The organism is Teredinibacter waterburyi, from assembly GCF_001922985.1.
GTDB classification, from domain to species: Bacteria; Pseudomonadota; Gammaproteobacteria; order Pseudomonadales; family Cellvibrionaceae; genus Teredinibacter; species Teredinibacter waterburyi.
Window position 1 is genome coordinate 36,978 of sequence record NZ_MRUH01000008.1, and the last position, 17,113, is coordinate 54,090.

Annotated in this window: 13 protein-coding genes; 4 read left to right on the forward strand and 9 right to left on the reverse strand. The window is 50.2% G+C overall.

The genetic code is table 11. The features are described 5' to 3' along the window. Positions 1-18: 18 nt before the first annotated feature. The 3 genes from argA to IDZ20_RS00880 all read right to left on the reverse strand — a co-directional run bounded on the left by argA (position 19) and on the right by IDZ20_RS00880 (position 3,528). On the reverse strand, positions 19-1,350 hold the full coding sequence (gene argA, locus IDZ20_RS00870; RefSeq protein WP_188149542.1) for an amino-acid N-acetyltransferase: 1,332 nt from the start codon (positions 1,348-1,350) through the stop codon (positions 19-21). A 115-nt stretch (positions 1,351-1,465) separates the two neighbouring features. Next, the gene (gene argE / locus IDZ20_RS00875; RefSeq protein ID WP_188149543.1) at positions 1,466-2,617 is read right to left on the reverse strand and encodes an acetylornithine deacetylase; all 1,152 of its coding nucleotides are present in this window, start codon (positions 2,615-2,617) and stop codon (positions 1,466-1,468) included. 98 nt (positions 2,618-2,715) lie between these two features. Then, positions 2,716-3,528: a PhzF family phenazine biosynthesis protein gene (locus tag IDZ20_RS00880; RefSeq protein WP_188149544.1), complete on the reverse strand. Its 813-nt coding sequence runs from the start codon at positions 3,526-3,528 to the stop codon at positions 2,716-2,718. A 128-nt stretch (positions 3,529-3,656) separates the two neighbouring features. On the opposite strand from IDZ20_RS00880, the gene tfpB reads away from it, so the two are divergent. Next, the gene (gene tfpB, locus IDZ20_RS00885; RefSeq protein ID WP_188149545.1) at positions 3,657-5,438 is read left to right on the forward strand and encodes a type IV pilus assembly ATPase TfpB; all 1,782 of its coding nucleotides are present in this window, start codon (positions 3,657-3,659) and stop codon (positions 5,436-5,438) included. A 33-nt stretch (positions 5,439-5,471) separates the two neighbouring features. Here the strand turns inward: tfpB and IDZ20_RS00890 are convergent, their stop codons facing one another. Beyond that, on the reverse strand, positions 5,472-6,899 hold the full coding sequence (locus tag IDZ20_RS00890) for a hypothetical protein (RefSeq protein ID WP_188149546.1): 1,428 nt from the start codon (positions 6,897-6,899) through the stop codon (positions 5,472-5,474). Between the two features lie 105 nt (positions 6,900-7,004). Between IDZ20_RS00890 and IDZ20_RS00895 the strand changes: the two genes are divergently transcribed. Then, the gene (locus IDZ20_RS00895) at positions 7,005-7,643 is read left to right on the forward strand and encodes an SGNH/GDSL hydrolase family protein (RefSeq protein ID WP_188149547.1); all 639 of its coding nucleotides are present in this window, start codon (positions 7,005-7,007) and stop codon (positions 7,641-7,643) included. An 8-nt stretch (positions 7,644-7,651) separates the two neighbouring features. Here IDZ20_RS00895 and IDZ20_RS00900 read toward each other — a convergent pair whose 3' ends face one another. From IDZ20_RS00900 to IDZ20_RS00920, 5 genes are all read right to left on the reverse strand, one after another. Then, positions 7,652-8,380, reverse strand: coding sequence for a 16S rRNA (uracil(1498)-N(3))-methyltransferase (locus IDZ20_RS00900; protein ID WP_188149548.1), 729 nt, complete (start codon positions 8,378-8,380; stop codon positions 7,652-7,654). Then, positions 8,380-9,225: a methylenetetrahydrofolate reductase [NAD(P)H] gene (gene metF / locus IDZ20_RS00905; RefSeq protein ID WP_188149549.1), complete on the reverse strand. Its 846-nt coding sequence runs from the start codon at positions 9,223-9,225 to the stop codon at positions 8,380-8,382. Before metF ends, IDZ20_RS00900 begins: the two co-directional genes overlap by 1 nt. A 122-nt stretch (positions 9,226-9,347) precedes the next feature. After that, positions 9,348-10,730, reverse strand: a complete 1,383-nt coding sequence (gene ahcY, locus IDZ20_RS00910; RefSeq protein WP_188149550.1) for an adenosylhomocysteinase — start codon at positions 10,728-10,730, stop codon at positions 9,348-9,350. 386 nt (positions 10,731-11,116) lie between these two features. Beyond that, positions 11,117-12,271, reverse strand: a complete 1,155-nt coding sequence (gene metK, locus IDZ20_RS00915) for a methionine adenosyltransferase (protein ID WP_188149551.1) — start codon at positions 12,269-12,271, stop codon at positions 11,117-11,119. A gap of 50 nt (positions 12,272-12,321) precedes the next feature. Further along, positions 12,322-13,320, reverse strand: a complete 999-nt coding sequence (locus IDZ20_RS00920) for an ArsR/SmtB family transcription factor (protein WP_188149552.1) — start codon at positions 13,318-13,320, stop codon at positions 12,322-12,324. 289 nt (positions 13,321-13,609) lie between these two features. On the opposite strand from IDZ20_RS00920, the gene tkt reads away from it, so the two are divergent. Both tkt and IDZ20_RS00930 read left to right on the forward strand, forming a co-directional pair. After that, positions 13,610-15,613: a transketolase gene (gene tkt, locus IDZ20_RS00925; protein WP_188149553.1), complete on the forward strand. Its 2,004-nt coding sequence runs from the start codon at positions 13,610-13,612 to the stop codon at positions 15,611-15,613. Between the two features lie 270 nt (positions 15,614-15,883). Next, positions 15,884-17,059 (forward strand): phosphoglycerate kinase, encoded by a 1,176-nt coding sequence (locus tag IDZ20_RS00930; RefSeq protein WP_188149554.1) that lies wholly within the window; start codon positions 15,884-15,886, stop codon positions 17,057-17,059. The last annotated feature ends 54 nt before the right edge of the window (positions 17,060-17,113 follow it).

The window sequence follows — 17,113 nt, forward strand, 5'->3', positions numbered from 1 at the left end:
TATAGACGCCGCTAAGGGCTATTCCCTTGGTTCGACCGTTTTGGTAAAGACTTTGGAGCGTCGCTGAAAGTTATATAGGCTCTGGCGCTCGCCAGGCAATGCCGATACGTCAGACTCGCGAAAGCCGTGGGCGATAAACCAGTGAGCGGTTTGCGTGGTAAGTGCGAATAGGGTGTCCAGCTTGAGTTTGTGGGCTTGGCGTTCGAGATGCGTTAGCAGCTTTGCGGCACGTCCGTCTCGTTGATAATCGTCGTGTACCGCAACGCAAGCGAGCTCCGCCGCTTGCGAGCCAGCTATTGGGTAAAGCGCCGCACAGGCGATGATCAAGTTATCTTTTTCCATCACCGTAAAACAGCTGATCTCAGTCTCGAGTAGCTCACGCGATCGCTTCACTAGGATGCCGTTGTTTTCGAGGGGCTCGATTAAGTTAAGAATACCAACTACATCTTCGATGCGAGCGCGTCGTATGGTTTCGTAGTTATCGCGATAAACCATGGTGCCGGAGCCGTCGCGGGTATAAAGCTCTTTTAACAAAGAGCCGTCTTCTGTGGAGGAGACCACGTGCGCACGAGCGACACCGCCATCGCAGGCTTTGTGGCACGCGCGCAGCGAAAAATAGGTGTTGGAGCGATTGTGCTCTTGTTGAGCGACTAAAAATTTCTCGCACTGGAGTAATGTAAGTTCACGGAATTGTTTGCCATTCTTGTCGATTATCGGGCCGTCATCATTATAGGCAATCAATTTGTCGGCCTTGATCGCGGTGGCAATGTGAATCGCCACATCGGCAAAGCTCAGGTTAAAAACCTCACCGGTGAAGGAATAACCCAAAGGCGAGACGAGCGCCAAGCTATTGTCGGCAAGAATCTCATTTACGGCTTCGGCGTCGACACTGCGGACCTTGCCTGTAAGTTGATAGTCGACGCCATCGATAACGCCACGAGGCATGGCGGTGACGAAGTTACCACTGCGCACGCGAATTTTTGCGCCATACATGGGGGAGTCAGGTAGGCCATAGGAAAATGCAGCTTCCATAATGAAGCGAGTCTCGCCAACGGCTTTCAATACGTCCGCAAGGTGCTCGCGCGCGGTGATACGAACGCCGTTATGAAAGGCGGATTCGAAACCGCTGTTAGCCAGCTGGCGTTCGATCTGAGAGCGCGCGCCGTGAACCACCACAAGCTTAACGCCAAGGCTCTCTAGTAGCGTTAGGTCATTGATAATGTTGGTAAAACTGGGTTGGTCGACACAGTCGCCGGGGAGCATCACCACAAACGTTTTGCCGCGGTGGTTATTGATATAGGGGGAGGTGTGGCGAAACCAGTTAATGTATTGATCAGATTCTAAAGACACTAGAGTTCCTGTGGCGATGTTGAGCTAGGCCCAAACGTAGTAAGTTACCCGAAATTATAAGGGAGTTTGCGGACAATCGGCGCATTTGTTCTTAGTTTATCGTTTTGTTTGCCATTTATTCGTTACAACAACGCAGTATAAGTGCTTGTATTGCATCAATAGCCGGTTGGATTTCGCTGTGCTCAATATATTCGTTGGGCTGATGAGCTTGGTTAATCGACCCTGGACCCATGACGATGGTCTGCATGCCCAGCGCCTGTAAAAATGGCGCTTCGGTCGCAAAGGCCGCGCTTTCAGATGGATTGCCCGTAAGCTTTTCTGCAATTTGTACCAGCGCGCTGGTTGCCGGCTCTTCAAAGGGTTCGATATCGCCAATCAAGCGCGTTAGCGTAATTGGTGTGTTACAGCGATGCCCGATAGGTAACAGCCTGTCGGCGAGCTGCTTGTGCAGTTCGTCGATATGCATACCTGGCAGCGGCCGCAAATCGAAATGCATTTCGCAATGACCGCAGATGCGGTTGGGGTTGTCGCCACCGTGGATATAGCCTGGGTTAAGGGTTGGGACCTGAACCTCAAACCCCGTGTGTTGGTGTTGCTTTTGCAGCTCACCTCGAAACGCCAGAAGTTCACCAAGCACTTCGTGCATGGTTTCCAATGCATTGTGACCAAGTGCGGGGTTGGATGAGTGACCAGCCAAGCCCTGAATACGAACACTCGCCATGGTAATTCCCTTGTGCATGCGAATTGGTCGCATACCTGTGGGTTCGCCAATAACCGCGTAACGAGCCTTAGGTTTACCGGCTTCAGCCAGTGCCCGCGCGCCACTCATAGAGGATTCTTCATCGGCGGTGGCAAGAATAATCAGCGGCTGCTTCAGCTTTTGCAATTGCTCACCGAGGTTTTCGATAGCGGCCAGGGCCACAGGGAAAAACCCCTTCATATCGGTAGCGCCTAACCCATAAAAGCGATTATTGCTGTCGCGCAGGGTAAACGGGTCTTGATCCCAGCGTTCGGGGTTACAGGGTACAGTATCGGTGTGGCCGGACAGCACCAAGCCGCCAGAACCACTGCCGAGCGTGGCGATAAGGTTGGCTTTGTTGTCTGGCAGTTCCTGAATTTCGCAACTAAAGCCCAAGGGTTCAAGCCAGCTAGCGAGCTGATCGATCACAGCGCGGTTGCTCATATCCCACTCCGCCGATGTGCAGCTAATTGAAGGGAGGGCGACGAGCTGAGAAAGCCGTTGGATAAAACGCTTACTATTAGTCATGAATTAACGTGCCTGTTAAAAACTGCCGATAGAGAGTGCTAGGTGAAAGCCCCTAATAATCTCGAAGGGCGTGGGTAAAAACCGAGGTTTTAAGTTTATTATTCGCTTGAAAGCATAAGCGTACCCACTAGGGTTGTCACTGATTGGCCTGATATTAACACCCGGTCGCCGGCCAGCTCTATTTGTAGCTCGCCGCCGCGCGCGGATAGTTGGCGCGCTTTAAATTGTGTATTACCTAGCTGATTAACCCAGTAGGGAGCAAGGTTGGTGTAGGCCGAGCCGGTTACTGGGTCTTCGTCTATACCTGCCGCTGGGGCGAAATAGCGACAGACGAAATCGACATCGGCACCTGCTTCACCGCCGCCAAGCGCCGTACAGTTAAATCCCTGATAGGGTAATTGTTTAAGTGCATTCATATCTGGGGTGAGGCTCTTTAGCTCGTCTGCCGACGCGAACACCAAAAGTAGCTTGTTACTGCCTTCCGCACCATAGGCACATTGCGGTGTTACGCCCATAGCAGTACTAACCGAGCTGGGCAGCGTCACAGGCTCGAGCGGGCGAGCAGGGAAGTCGAGCGTAATAAGGTCGCCATTGCGGCTAGCGGTTAAGCGGCCACTTTTCGAATTAAATTGAATGCAATCACCCTTAAACCCATAGTGATTAAACAGTACATGGGCGCTGGCCAAGGTGGCATGGCCACACAGATCAATTTCGAGTTGCGGCGTAAACCAACGAATATCAAAGGCCTCTCCGTTTGGAACCAGAAAAACCGTCTCGGACAGGTTCATCTCCAGTGCAATATTTTGCATCAGCGCAGCCGCTAGCGGTTGCTCTAATAGGTAAACGGCTGCGGGGTTACCGCTAAAGGCTTTATTGGTAAAAGCATCGACTTGATATAGGCTTAATTCCATTGGTGTTTGTCCTTTCTTATTTTCAATTGCCCTGAATGCGACTCGGTTAAGTTTAGGTCTTTAAGGGAACAGGCTACAATCATTTCAGACTGCGCATCAATAAAACGTCATAAGCGTTTGAGTAAATTATGAAATCCAACTTTTTAGCTCCAACAAATCTCGATTTACGTACACTCATACAGGAACTTTCGGACGAAGGTATTGTGCTTCGCGAAGATGCCAACCTGCTGATGGGCGCACATCGCTCTCGCGAACAGGCGGCATTGCATCCGATTACCTATATCGCGCAGCAGGCCCTAGAAGATCAGCGCACTCCCGGCAAGGTGTTGGACGAAGCCCACCTCACGGTCTGGTTGGCTGAAAAGGCGGAGCTTACGGTGTTTCATATCGACCCAATGAAAATCCCCGTGGCGGAAGTGGCTGAAGTGATGTCCTATCAGTTTGCAAAGCGTCACGGGCTGTTGTGTGTCGGTATCAATCACGAGACGGTCACCATTGCCGTTACCGAGCCCTATCTGACCGATTGGGAACAGCAGCTCCAACAAACCGTGCGTCAACAGATTAAAAAAGTTATTGCCGCTCCGGGCGATGTCGAGCGCTTTCGCGTTGAGTTTTATTCCTTAGCGCGGTCTGTCTCTGGCGCTAAAGATGGCGGCGGGCAGCGCGCGTCGGGCATGACTAATTTTGAGCAGCTTTTGGAGTTGGGTAAATTAAAAGACCCTGAAGCAAATGATGCACACATCGTTAACATTGTGGACTGGCTTTTACAGTATGCGTTTGATCAGCGCGCTAGTGATATTCATATCGAGCCACGGCGTGAAATGGGGCGGATGCGTTTTCGTATCGACGGCATGTTACACAATATTTACGAGTTTCCCGCCAGCGTTACCACCGCTATTGTCAGCCGCTTAAAAATATTGGGCCGGATGAACGTGGCCGAAAAGCGTAAACCGCAAGACGGCCGGATAAAAACCAAGCGGCCCAATGGCCTTGAAGCAGAATTGCGTTTGTCTACCTTACCCACGGCGTTCGGTGAAAAATTGGTGATGCGAATTTTTGACCCTGACGTGTTATTTCGAACCTTTGAAGATTTGGGCTTGGCCGGGGAAGACTATCGTCGCTGGCAAGCAATGGGCACACGACCGCACGGCATAATGCTGGTAACAGGGCCAACGGGGTCGGGTAAAACCACAACGCTGTATTCGTCGCTGCGCCAGTTAGCGACTGATGAAGTTAATGTCTCGACCATTGAAGACCCGATCGAGATGGTAGAAGAGGCGTTTAACCAAACCCAAGTTCAGCACAGTATTGGTTTAGATTTCGCCGCCGGTATTCGCACCTTAATGCGCCAAGACCCAGATATCATCATGGTTGGCGAAATTCGCGATGAAGAAACCGCGCAGATGGCAGTACAGGCGGCACTCACCGGCCACTTAGTTCTATCTACTTTACACACTAACGACGCACCATCGGCCATTACCCGTTTGTTGGATTTAAATATTGCCAGCTATTTGTTGCGTTCAACACTGTTGGGCGTTATGGCACAGCGATTGGTTCGAACCCTCTGCCCGCATTGTAAAAAAGAGAGCGAGATTTCGGACGAACACTGGGACAATTTAGTTAAACCTTGGAAGGTAAATAAGCCTGCGGTTGTGTTTGAGCCTGTGGGATGTTTGGAGTGTCGCAACACCGGATACTTGGGTCGCCAGGGAATTTACGAAATTCTGTCGTTAAGTAATAGTGTGCAGGAACTCATTACCGATAACACCGATTTGAATGCCATGCGCCAACAGGCCATGCGTGAAGGTATGCGGACGTTGCGTTTATCCGGTGCACAAAAAATTGCACAGGGTAAGACAACGCTCGCGGAGGTGATGCGAGTCGCACCTCCTCCCGAGCGATATACTTAAATTACCTTGCAACTAACGAGTGCTAGCAAGGTTTTAGTGAGGTTTACCTAAGTCGTCGATTGGAATTGGCCGCTCAACTTTTTCAATGGTTGAGAGTGACGATGTATCACTGCGCTGTACTTTTTGCAGGCCTGCACCGGTTTCGCTGAAGATTGTAGGTAGGCACCAGTCAGAACCCGCGAGCATATAGCGAGGTTCCTCTAGGTTATTGTAGAAGTCATCCATGTCGAGGTTGGGCATAAGGGCATCGGTAACGAATTTCGCTCGAGCCCCGACAGCCGCATCACCTAAGCGGTTGCGAACGCCCCAGCGAATCACGTAGTCGTTGCAGTAGTACCCGTCGTTTGATGGCGTTCCTGTAATCGCTAGGTCGTAGTCGACATCCCAGAAGTATTTCATCATGGCGGCTTCGAACAGCATCGCCAAATCTTCGTACTGATTGGAGTAGGCGTAATCGTCGCTGGCGGAATCGTTTGAAAATGCTGTGGAAACATTGCTGGCACTAATTGCTTTTTCAGCAGTGGTTGGAGTGCGGCCGAAAAACATCACCTCGGCGAGATCCATCAGCAGGCTGGATGTTAAGGGTACAAAGTCGTATAGCTGGTCTGAAATTGTAGCGCCGAGGCCCAAGCTCAATATAGCGCCATCCACATTTAAGCTGGTATCGAGGTCGCTATAGCGGTCCAGAGGCATAAAGTCGTTTACATGAGCTAGCTCGTGCAAAAGTAACCGCGCCAGTAGCAAGCTGATATCACCTAGCGTGCGGGTGCTATTGTCGTTTAGCGAGCCGTAGTTATACACATAGTTGTCATCTTTGGTGTAGCGCGACAGGGTTCGAAACGCGAGCGGGTCGGCAAAGCCCGCGCGATAATCTTCAGCCTTGCTAATGGTTTCTTTGTGCGCGACCGTTGTCCAAAGGTAGCCTGGGTCCAAATAGATAGCGCCGGTTTCTGTACGGTAGTGAGAGGGGCGAATATCGGCGTCGATTACCACCGCGGTTAAGCCTTTAAACAGCGCGAGCAATTCTACCGGATAGGACTCTAGCAGCAGGCGGAAGTTGTCGGCCTGCCATTGATGAGAGACCAGCACGCGCGCCATAACGTCATCTACGCTTAGGGTGTCGCTCTCCAAGCCCATAATAGGTAGTTTGGCTAAGCTGCAAAAATCGTTACTAGATTCGGCCAGTACGCAGGGCTTAAGCACACTTACGTAGGAGGAATTGGTGTTGACCGGTTCGATATCGGCGAAGTTGATGGTTGCGAAGGGGTCGTGTGGCTCTTGGGTGGGTGTTGCTGTGGGGGGGGGAGTGGGGAATAGAGCAGATTCATTACTACTTGAACCACCACAACCGCTAAGACTTGCGCCAACCACTAAAAAACTTAGTATCAAGGCTGTCCGCTTTAGCTCAACAACTTGCTTGTATAGATTCAGCCCAAGGCCGATATTTAACACTCCAGTCATAACCTGCTTCTCCTATTAAAGATTTTGTATCATATCTGCTTTCGCTCGGCGAGGCATCGCACCTAAGTGGTAAATTTTATTGAAAATTCGTGAAAGGGAGTTGTTATGCAAACAATCTTAGTTTACTCAGATTCGCTCACGTGGGGCATTGTGCCGGGTAGTCGTGCGCGTCTGAGTTTCGACGAGCGCTGGCCCGGCGCCATGGAACATATTCTGCGCGCGGCCGGTATGGATGTGCGGGTGGTGGAAGATTGCTTGAATGGCCGTCGAACCCTGTGGGAAGACCCGTTTAAACCGGGGCGGCGCGCAATGACGGACATTGCGCAAAGAATTGAGATTAACTCACCGCTGTCATTACTAGTGCTGATGCTTGGCACCAACGATTTACAAAACATGCATAATAACAACGCTTGGCACGCGGCACAGGGCGTGGCGAGTTTGGTAACCGCTGTGCGCCAAGCGCCAATTGAAGAGAGCATGCCGGTGCCAGAAATTCTGATCGTCGCGCCGCCGGCGATTACTGGTGCTAAGGGCCCGATGGCGAATAAGTTTGCTGGCGCAGAACGTTTTGGTGGCGAACTAGCGGGTCATTTGAAAGCGGTGGCAAGCCAGTTTAAGACTCACTTCTATGATTCGAACACTGTGGTAAGCGCAAGCGCCGTCGATGGCGTGCATCTCGATGCACCCGGCCATTTCGTGTTGGCGCAGGCTTTGGCCGACAAGGTAAGTGGCTTAATTAAATAAACCGAAATTTATAACAAGTCGCCCCAGAGAGACTGAACCAAGGTGAGAGCGGTAATTGGCGCAGTTTCGGTACGCAATACCCGCGGCCCCAAGGTTAGTGAAATAAAACCAGAATTTTCGGCGGCACTAATTTCGGCGTCGGACAACCCGCCTTCAGGGCCAATCAGCAATACGACGGAGCTGGGTTTGCTGATATCGCGCAATTGCGCATCGGCACGGTGATGCAAAACGAATTTTTGCTCGCTAGTACAGTTCACCAAAAAAGCTTCGAGTGCTTGTGGTGTTTCTAATACAGGCAAACGGTTGCGCTGGCACTGTTCGCAGGCGCCGACGATAATTTTTTGCCATTGACCAATACGCTTTTGCAAACGCTCACCTTGCAACTTAACTTCAGTGCGCTCACTAAACAGCGGCGTGATTTTAGTAACGCCCAGCTCGGTCGCTTTCTGTAAAACCCAATCGAAACGATCCCCCTTAGAAATACCAATCGCTAGCTCGGTAATCAGTGGCGACTCGCGATCATCCTGGCTGAAGTCGCCCAGCCGCACGCGCGCAACTTTTTTTCCCGCCATCGAAATGGTCGCCGCGTATTCGCCGCCGCTGCCGTTAAACAGTATAAGCTCGCGGCCTTCGCTCATGCGCAACACTTTCAATAAATGGTGCGAGCTGGATTCCTCCAGCTCTACTTCACTGCCAGCAGAAAGGGTTTGCTCGGTATAAATACGAGGGATACGCATTAATCGTTAAGGCCGAGGTTTTCGATAATCGAACGCGTAGGTTCGATCTGGTTCATGGTGTAAAAGTGCAGGCCGGGCGCGCCATTTTCGAGTAAGGTTTCGCACAGCTCAGTGATCAAGTCGATACCGAAAGCGGTTAGGCTTTCTGAGTTGTCTTGATAGCTTTCCAGGCGCTTGCGCATCCAGCGAGGAATCTCAGCGCCACAGGCATCGCTAAACCGCGCTAGGTTACGGAAGTTGGTGATGGGCATAATGCCGGGGTAGATACGATTTTCAATACCTTCCTTTTTACACTCTTCTAAGAAATAGAAATAGGCGTCTGGATTAAAAAAGTATTGGGTGATCGCGCTATTGGCACCTGCTTCAAATTTACCTTTTAGATAGCGAACATCGTCGAGATAGCTTTTGGCTTCGGGATGAATTTCTGGGTAAGCTGCAACTTCAATTTCGAAGTCGTCACCGAATTTACGGCGAATAAAAGCAACCAGTTCGTTGGCGTAAACCATCTGCATTGCGCTACCAATACCCGACGGCATGTCACCGCGCAGAGCGACTAAACGCTTTACGCCCTGGCTTTTGTACTCGGCCAGCATGGCCTCGATGGTGGCTTCGTCATCGCCACCAAAGGAGAGGTGCGGGGCGACGTCGATACCTTCGCTACACATGGCTTTGATAATGCCCTTGGTGTTGTCGCGGGTTGAACCGCCTGCACCATAAGTTACCGAGAAAAAGTCGGGATTAAGCTTTACTAACTCGGCGCGTACATCTTTAAGCTTTTCTCGCCCGACATCGGTTTTTGGGGGGAAAAACTCAAAACTCAATCTAAAATCTTGTTCTTCGCTCATGTCGAATTACCGGTTTGAATATTTTTGTAGTCGCGGTTTTTACCAATCAAATATTTTGCAGGGTATTAAGCTGAAGCGGCGGAGCCAATTGTTGGGCGCCGCGCTTCAGTCGTTTGGTTAACCTAGTATTTGTAAGACTCAGGCTTGTATGGTCCATCTACGGGCACTTTGATGTATTTTGCCTGGCCGTCGGTAAGGCGAGTAATTACGCCACCAAAACCTTCAACCATTGCCTTAGCCACTTCTTCATCCAACTTTTTCGGTAAGATCTTAACGTAAAGGTTGGCGGGCTTTTCAGCAGCTGGTAGGTCGGCAAATTTCTTTTCGAACAAATACATTTGCGCCAATACTTGGTTGGCGAAAGAACCATCCATAATGCGCGATGGGTGACCGGTTGCGTTGCCTAGGTTCACCAAGCGACCTTCCGACAATAAGATTAAATGGTTGTTGGTGGCTTTGTCGCGGTAGATTTTGTGAACCTGAGGTTTAATCTCATCCCACTGCCAATTTTTACGCATAAATGCGGTGTCGATCTCGTTGTCGAAGTGACCGATGTTACAGACGACGGCGCCGTTTTTAAGGGTTTGCAGCATGGCCGAGTCACACACGTTGGTATTACCAGTGGTGGTTACGATCAAATCGGTTTTGCCTAATACTTCAATGTTAATATCTTCTGGCTTGCCGGTATTGATGCCGTCGTTATAGGGCGATACAACTTCGAAACCATCCATACAAGCTTGCATGGCGCAGATAGGATCAATTTCGGTTACCTTTACGATCATACCTTCTTGGCGCAGTGATGCGGCAGAGCCTTTGCCCACATCGCCGTAACCGATAACCAAAGCTTTCTTGCCGGATAAAAGGTGGTCGGTACCGCGTTTAATGGCGTCGTTTAGACTGTGTCTGCAGCCGTACTTGTTATCATTTTTAGACTTGGTTACGGCGTCGTTTACATTGATTGCAGGAACCTTAAGCGAGCCTTCTTCAATCATTTCCAGCAAGCGGTGTACGCCTGTAGTGGTTTCTTCAGAAATGCCGTGAATTTTGTCGAGCATCTCGGGGTATTTTTCGTGCGCGATTTGAGTGAGGTCGCCGCCGTCATCCAAAATAATATTGGCATCCCAAGGTTTGCCGCCGCTCAAAATAGTTTGTTCGATACACCACCAAAACTCTTCTTCGGTTTCACCTTTCCATGCAAATACCGGAATACCGGCAGCGGCAATCGCGGCGGCGGCGTGATCTTGAGTGGAGAAAATATTACAAGATGACCAGCGTACTTCGGCACCTAGTTCGATTAGGGTTTCAATTAATACGGCGGTTTGAATGGTCATGTGAATACAGCCCATAATCTTGGCACCGGCCAACGGCTGTTCACTTTTATAGCGCTCGCGCAGCGCCATTAGTGCTGGCATTTCGCCTTCGGCGATTTCAATTTCTTTGCGGCCCCAAGTGGCTAGGGAAATGTCCGCGACTTTGTAGTCGGTAAAGTTTTCTATGGCTGTCATGTTGTTCTCCGGTTATTTGTTTCTGAAAGTGCGTTTAGATTTGGTGGGCACTTCGTAGGTTGTTTGTTTATGCGCTTCGTTGATGGAGCGCTGCGTATGGGCCTAGTGTTCTGGACGCGCTGTGAATCCATCCCTGTAAGCTCTGCGCCGGCGTCCTGCCGGCGACGGCACAGTACACTAGCCCCATACGCGGCTTGTATTTAACTGGTGGTGCAACTCAATTTTCTGTTTCTCGCAAACCAAGCTTGCCGCGAGTGCGGAGCGTACAGGGAAGTATTCACAGCGTGTCTGGATCGACACTACCCTGCTAACTCGTTGGCACGTCACCCATCACAAGCGGCATTTTTATAACGAGTAAGCTTAGCCAATATTCTAAGAGCCGAGCTTTACAGCGCCGCACGCAAAGCATCGGCTTTGTCAGTTTTTTCCCAAGTAAAGTTAGGAAGCTCGCGACCAAAGTGACCGTAAGCGGCGGTTTGTTGGTAAATAGGGCGCAGCAAATCTAACATCTCGATCAAACCGCGTGGGCGCAAATCAAAGTGCTGTTTTACCAGCTCGACAATAGCAGTGTCAGAGATCTTGCCAGTACCAAATGTATTAATTGAAATTGAAGTAGGCTCGGCAACACCAATCGCATAGCTAACTTGAATCTCGCAACGATCAGCCAAGCCTGCAGCAACAATATTCTTGGCAACATAGCGACCGGCATAGGCGGCTGAACGGTCAACTTTAGATGGGTCTTTACCCGAGAAAGCACCGCCACCGTGACGTGCCATACCGCCGTAAGTGTCGACGATAATTTTACGGCCGGTAAGGCCACAATCGCCCACCGGGCCGCCGATAATAAATTGGCCGGTTGGGTTGATGTGGAACTGGGTATTTGCGTGCAGCCACTCGGCCGGTAAAACCGGTTTAATAATTTCTTCCATCACAGCTTCACGAATGGTGGCCTGCGACACATCGGGGGAATGCTGAGTAGACAGTACCACCGCTTCGACCGCTACCGGCTTACCATTCTCGTAACGCAGGGTTACTTGGCTTTTTGCATCGGGGCGCGACCAAGCGTGGCTACCGTTTTTGCGTAACTCGGCCTGCTTTTCTACCAATCGGTGAGCATAGTAAATAGGTGCTGGCATTAGCACCGAGGTTTCGTTGGTTGCGTAGCCGAACATCAAACCTTGGTCGCCTGCGCCCATGTCTTTATCGACGGCTTCGTCTACGCCCATGGCGATATCGGAAGACTGTTTGCCAATAGCGTTGATAACCGCACAAGAATCGCCGTCGAAACCTACATCGCTAGAGTTGTAACCAATACCGGTAATAACATCGCGAATAAGATCTTCTAAATCCACGTAGGTTGAGGTGCGAACTTCACCCGCAACAATCGCCATACCGGTTTTAACCATTGTTTCAACAGCGACGCGGGCATTGCGGTCGTCCTTTAAAATCGCGTCGAGAATGGCGTCAGAGATTTGATCGGCCATTTTGTCGGGGTGACCTTCGGATACCGACTCGGAGGTAAACAGGGAGTAATCTGACATGGGTTGAGCTCCTAAAAAAATTAACAGTGTCTGTCGACGCTAATAAAAAGTTATAACTTAAAAAATTGACGCAACTGAATTTGGAAACCATTGCGCAGGGCCACATAAATACTCTGGCCTTCTCGCATGGCGTTTTCGGCCGCCCAGCGGCTGAGATCTTGTGGTTCAAAACCAAGCCAAACATCACCACAGGCTTCGCGCGCCCAATCTTGATTGTGTTCGCACAGCTCACACACCAAAAAGGCCCCACCAGGTTTTAAACATTGGCTTACATCGGCAAAAATTTGTGCGGGAGACGGTGTGTGATGCAGTACCATATTTATAACCGCGCAATCGAAACTTTGCTGCTGGCTTTGGCAGTAACGAGTGTCGTTGCAGACGAACACGAGGTTGTCGAGCTGCTGTTGCTGGCACAGCTGGCGCGCATTGCGCAGCATGCTGTCGGCATTATCGAGCGCGACAACCTGGGCAAACTGTTGTGCTAGCTGGGGAAGCATTTCACCGGCACCTGGGCCAATTTCCAGCACCCTTTGTGACGCAGGCAGTGCGGTTGTCGCGAGCAACTCTAAAATCTGTGGCCCGTACACCTGATACGCGGCGATCAAATCCTGCTTTTCTTTGAAAGTGTCAGTTTGCTCTGCAAAAAACGCTTGTGAGGCTTCGGCGCGCTGATTGTGAATTTGATCAATTCGTTGCTGTAATGACGCAGTTATGGGCAACCCATCTAAGGTTTGGTAGAGGGCGACAGTAAGTGACGCGGAGGTGTCTTCGAGGCTTGAGTGGTTGCGTCGGTAAAAGATTGAATTGCCTTCGCGGCGACTGGCAACCAAGCCTGCGGTTGCGAGGACTTTTAAATGGTGGCTCATACCCGACTGTTTAATATCAAACAATTGGCACAGTTCCATCACGCCGAAGGAGTCGGTGGCAAGCACACGGAGTATCTCCAGCCGCAGTGGATCTCCAGCCGCTTTTAAGCGTTGGGCAAGATCTGACAGGCCGCTATCGGGTTCTGAAGTTGGCGCCAATTTGATGGAAGTTTGAGCAGTCATGGTCGCAAGTCTAGCAGCAGACCAACTCTATATCAAAATATTTTGATATAGATGCTGGGCCTTATGAGCGCTAGGCATAAGAAAATCCCAAGAAAACGCACTTTTTATGGGCGATAGCCGTGGTGTAGATCGGTTTTTAGTCTATTTGTCAAAATGACTATAAGTTACTGGTTTACCTGCCTCGCAATGTGCGAGAGAATACGCCCTCCAAAATTCGTCCCCCTTCGGGCCCAGTAAATCCTTGGGCCGGAAATTCACAGATAATCATTACATCAGGAGTCATTGTCACATGCCTTCCCGCAGAGATCTTGCCAATGCTATTCGTGCCTTAAGCATGGATGCAGTACAAAAAGCTAACAGTGGACACCCCGGCGCCCCAATGGGTATGGCCGATATCGCCGAAGTTCTGTGGAACGACTTCTTAAGCCACAACCCTCAAAATCCTGCTTGGACCGACCGCGATCGCTTTGTGCTGTCTAATGGCCACGGCTCCATGCTTATCTACTCTTTGTTGCATTTGAGCGGTTACGATCTGCCAATCAACGAGTTGAAGAACTTTCGTCAACTGCACTCTAAGACCCCTGGTCACCCAGAGTATGGTTATACCCCAGGTGTAGAAACCACCACTGGCCCGCTCGGCCAAGGTATTTCTAACGCTGTTGGTATGGCAATTGCGGAAAAGACCTTAGCCGCGCAGTTTAACCGCGAAGGACACCAAGTTGTCGATCACTACACCTATAGCTTTTTGGGCGATGGCTGTTTGATGGAAGGCGTTTCTCACGAAACCTGTTCACTTGCCGGCACCTTGGGTTTGGGCAAGCTGATTGCCTTCTGGGATGACAACGGTATTTCTATCGACGGTCACGTTGAAGGTTGGTTTACCGACGATACCCCGAAGCGTTTCGAAGCCTACGGTTGGCATGTGGTTGCCGACGTTGATGGTCACGATGCCGCTGCGATTAAAGCCGCGATTGAAGCGGGGCAAGCGGAAACCAGCAAGCCTACGTTGATTTGTTGCAAAACCACCATTGGCTTTGGTTCGCCAAATAAGCAGGGCAGCCACGATTGTCACGGCGCACCATTAGGTGATGCCGAAATTGCTGCCGCACGCGAATTTTTAAATTGGCCACATGCGCCATTTGAGATCCCAGCTGATGTTTACGCGGGTTGGGATGGTAAAACTAAAGGCGAAGCTGCTGAGCAAGCGTGGAATGCGAAATTTGACGCTTATAAAGCTGCTTATCCAGAGTTGGCTGCTGAATACCAGCGCCGTGTTATAAAAGGTGAGTTACCTGCCGACTTCTCCGCTAAGGCCGACGCTTACATCGCTGAATGCCAAGCAAAGGCTGAGAAAATTGCCAGCCGTAAAGCGTCACAAAATACTATTGAAACCTTCGGCGCTTTGTTGCCGGAATTGCTCGGCGGCTCTGCCGATCTAGCCGGTTCAAACCTTACCCTGTGGTCGGGTTCCAAGGGTTTAACCGCAGATGATGCCAGCGGTAACTACATCTATTACGGCGTGCGCGAGTTTGGTATGAGCGCGATCATGAATGGTATTTCTGCTCATGGCGGTTTTATTAACTACGGTGCTACCTTCTTGATGTTCCAGCAGTACGCCGCCAACGCGGTACGTATGTCGGCGCTGATGAAGTTGCGCAACGTATTTGTTTATACCCACGACTCTATCGGTCAGGGCGAAGATGGCCCTACTCACCAGCCAATCGAGGTGTTGGGTACATTGCGTCTTACCCCAAACATGCAAACTTGGCGTCCTGCGGATGCCACCGAATCGGCCATTGCGTGGAAGTCTGCGGTAGAGCGCAAAGACGGTCCTGCGGCCTTGATTTTTAGTCGTCAAGGCTTGGCGCCTTTAAGTCGCACACCTGAGCAGGTCGTTAATGCCGCGAAAGGTGGTTATACCTTGGTGGATTGCGATGGCGAGCCAGCTGCAATTTTGATTGCCACCGGTTCTGAGGTTGAGTTGGCGGTTAAGTCGGCGCAAGCACTTACTGCGGCCGGCGTTAAGGTTCGCGTTGTGTCTATGCCGAGTACATCCGTATTCGATCAGCAAGACGCCGCGTACAAAGAATCTGTTCTGCCTTTAAGCGTTTCTGCTCGCGTTGCGATTGAAGCTGCCCACGCAGACTATTGGTACAAGTATGTTGGTATCGATGGCCGTGTGGTTGGCATGACTACATTTGGTGAGTCAGCACCTGGTGGCGTTTTGATGGAGCACTTTGGTTTTACTGTCGATAACGTTGTTAATACCGTTAAAGATTTGATTGAAGACTAAGACGGTTGATTTTACCGAGCTATAGTGGCGATGAAAGTCGGCGCTATAGCTTTCTTGTACTACTCTATCTTTTTATCTAGGTTTATTTTCCTGTGTTTGCGAGGCTTTCGGATTCTCTTTTGAGTCCTGCAGAGTAAGGCCAGAGTTAAAATGACCTAAGCCACTGATCGGCCATTAGAGCTGAGGAGATGGCACGCGGCGAGCACAAAGCTGCAACTAACATACATTAAATCGCTAGAAAAATTCCCTTTCCTATCACTGGAGAAACACATGTCAGTAAAACTCATGAAGGACCAAGACCTTAAAGGTAAGCGTGTACTGATTCGTCAGGATCTTAACGTGCCGATTATGGATGGCAAAATTACCTCAGATGTTCGTATCACCTCTTCGCTACCAACTATTAAGTTGGCTCTTGAAGCTGGTGCCAAGGTGATGCTGATGTCACACCTCGGTCGTCCAGAAGAAGGCGTGTACGATGAAGAGTCTTCGGTTAAGCCCGTGGCTGCGCGTTTAAGTGAGTTGCTGGGTAAAGATGTTCCGGTGATCAAAGACTGGCAAGCAGGGTTCGACCTAAATGATGGCGATGTTGTTTTGTTGGAAAATGTTCGCTTTAACAAAGGCGAAAAGAAGGACGACGAAACCCTATCTAAAGCCTACGCGGCGCTTTGCGATATATTTGTAATGGATGCCTTCGGTACGGCTCACCGCGCTCAGGCTTCTACTCACGGCGTTGCTAAATTTGCCCCCATCGCATGTGCTGGCCCCTTGCTGTCTGGCGAATTGGATGCGCTTGAAAAAGCATTGGCCAAGCCAGAGCGTCCATTAGTTGCGGTTGTTGGTGGTTCCAAGGTTTCAACCAAGCTTACTGTGTTAGACGCCCTGTCTAAAATTTGTGACATCCTGATTGTCGGTGGCGGTATTTCAAATACTTTCGTAGCTGCTGCTGGCAACGAAGTGGGTAACTCACTTTATGAAAAAGATTTGATTCCAGAAGCGCAGCGTTTGTGTCGTGAAACCAAAGTCATCTATGCAACCGACGTGCGTACCACTAAAGATGGTTTTAGTGATTGGTCAGACAATTCAGCAACTGAAACCAAGAAGATCAACGAAATTCAGGCTGACGAAGAAATTATCGACTATGGCCCAGAAACCGCTGCTCACGTTGCATCTATCCTAAAGGATGCTAAAACCATTCTCTGGAATGGTCCTTGCGGCGTGTTTGAATATGCGGCTTTCGCCAAGGGTACAGAAGTGGTTGCTCAGGCAATTGCCGATAGTGCCGGTTTTTCTCTTGCGGGTGGCGGTGATACTTTGGCAGCAATTGATAAATTCGACTTGGCTGATAAGATCTCTTACATCTCTACCGGTGGTGGTGCATTCCTTGAGTATGTTGAAGGCAAGATACTTCCGGCTGTCGCCATGCTAGAGACTCGTGCAGGCGAATAAAACTCCTTGGGGTTATGTCAGCTGCTTATTTTAAAAGCAGCTGTTGTCGAGATT

What these genes read in the sequence shown, in the direction of transcription:
- argE (WP_188149543.1), bottom strand. Translation starts at nt 2,617, where the DNA reads ATGACTAATAGTAAGCGTTTTATCCAACGGCTTTCTCAGCTCGTCGCC.
- IDZ20_RS00880 (WP_188149544.1), bottom strand. Translation starts at nt 3,528, where the DNA reads ATGGAATTAAGCCTATATCAAGTCGATGCTTTTACCAATAAAGCCTTT.
- tfpB (WP_188149545.1), top strand. Translation starts at nt 3,657, where the DNA reads ATGAAATCCAACTTTTTAGCTCCAACAAATCTCGATTTACGTACACTC.
- IDZ20_RS00890 (WP_188149546.1), bottom strand. Translation starts at nt 6,899, where the DNA reads ATGACTGGAGTGTTAAATATCGGCCTTGGGCTGAATCTATACAAGCAA.
- IDZ20_RS00895 (WP_188149547.1), top strand. Translation starts at nt 7,005, where the DNA reads ATGCAAACAATCTTAGTTTACTCAGATTCGCTCACGTGGGGCATTGTG.
- IDZ20_RS00900 (WP_188149548.1), bottom strand. Translation starts at nt 8,380, where the DNA reads ATGCGTATCCCTCGTATTTATACCGAGCAAACCCTTTCTGCTGGCAGT.
- metF (WP_188149549.1), bottom strand. Translation starts at nt 9,225, where the DNA reads ATGAGCGAAGAACAAGATTTTAGATTGAGTTTTGAGTTTTTCCCCCCA.
- ahcY (WP_188149550.1), bottom strand. Translation starts at nt 10,730, where the DNA reads ATGACAGCCATAGAAAACTTTACCGACTACAAAGTCGCGGACATTTCC.
- metK (WP_188149551.1), bottom strand. Translation starts at nt 12,271, where the DNA reads ATGTCAGATTACTCCCTGTTTACCTCCGAGTCGGTATCCGAAGGTCAC.
- IDZ20_RS00920 (WP_188149552.1), bottom strand. Translation starts at nt 13,320, where the DNA reads ATGACTGCTCAAACTTCCATCAAATTGGCGCCAACTTCAGAACCCGAT.
- tkt (WP_188149553.1), top strand. Translation starts at nt 13,610, where the DNA reads ATGCCTTCCCGCAGAGATCTTGCCAATGCTATTCGTGCCTTAAGCATG.
- IDZ20_RS00930 (WP_188149554.1), top strand. Translation starts at nt 15,884, where the DNA reads ATGTCAGTAAAACTCATGAAGGACCAAGACCTTAAAGGTAAGCGTGTA.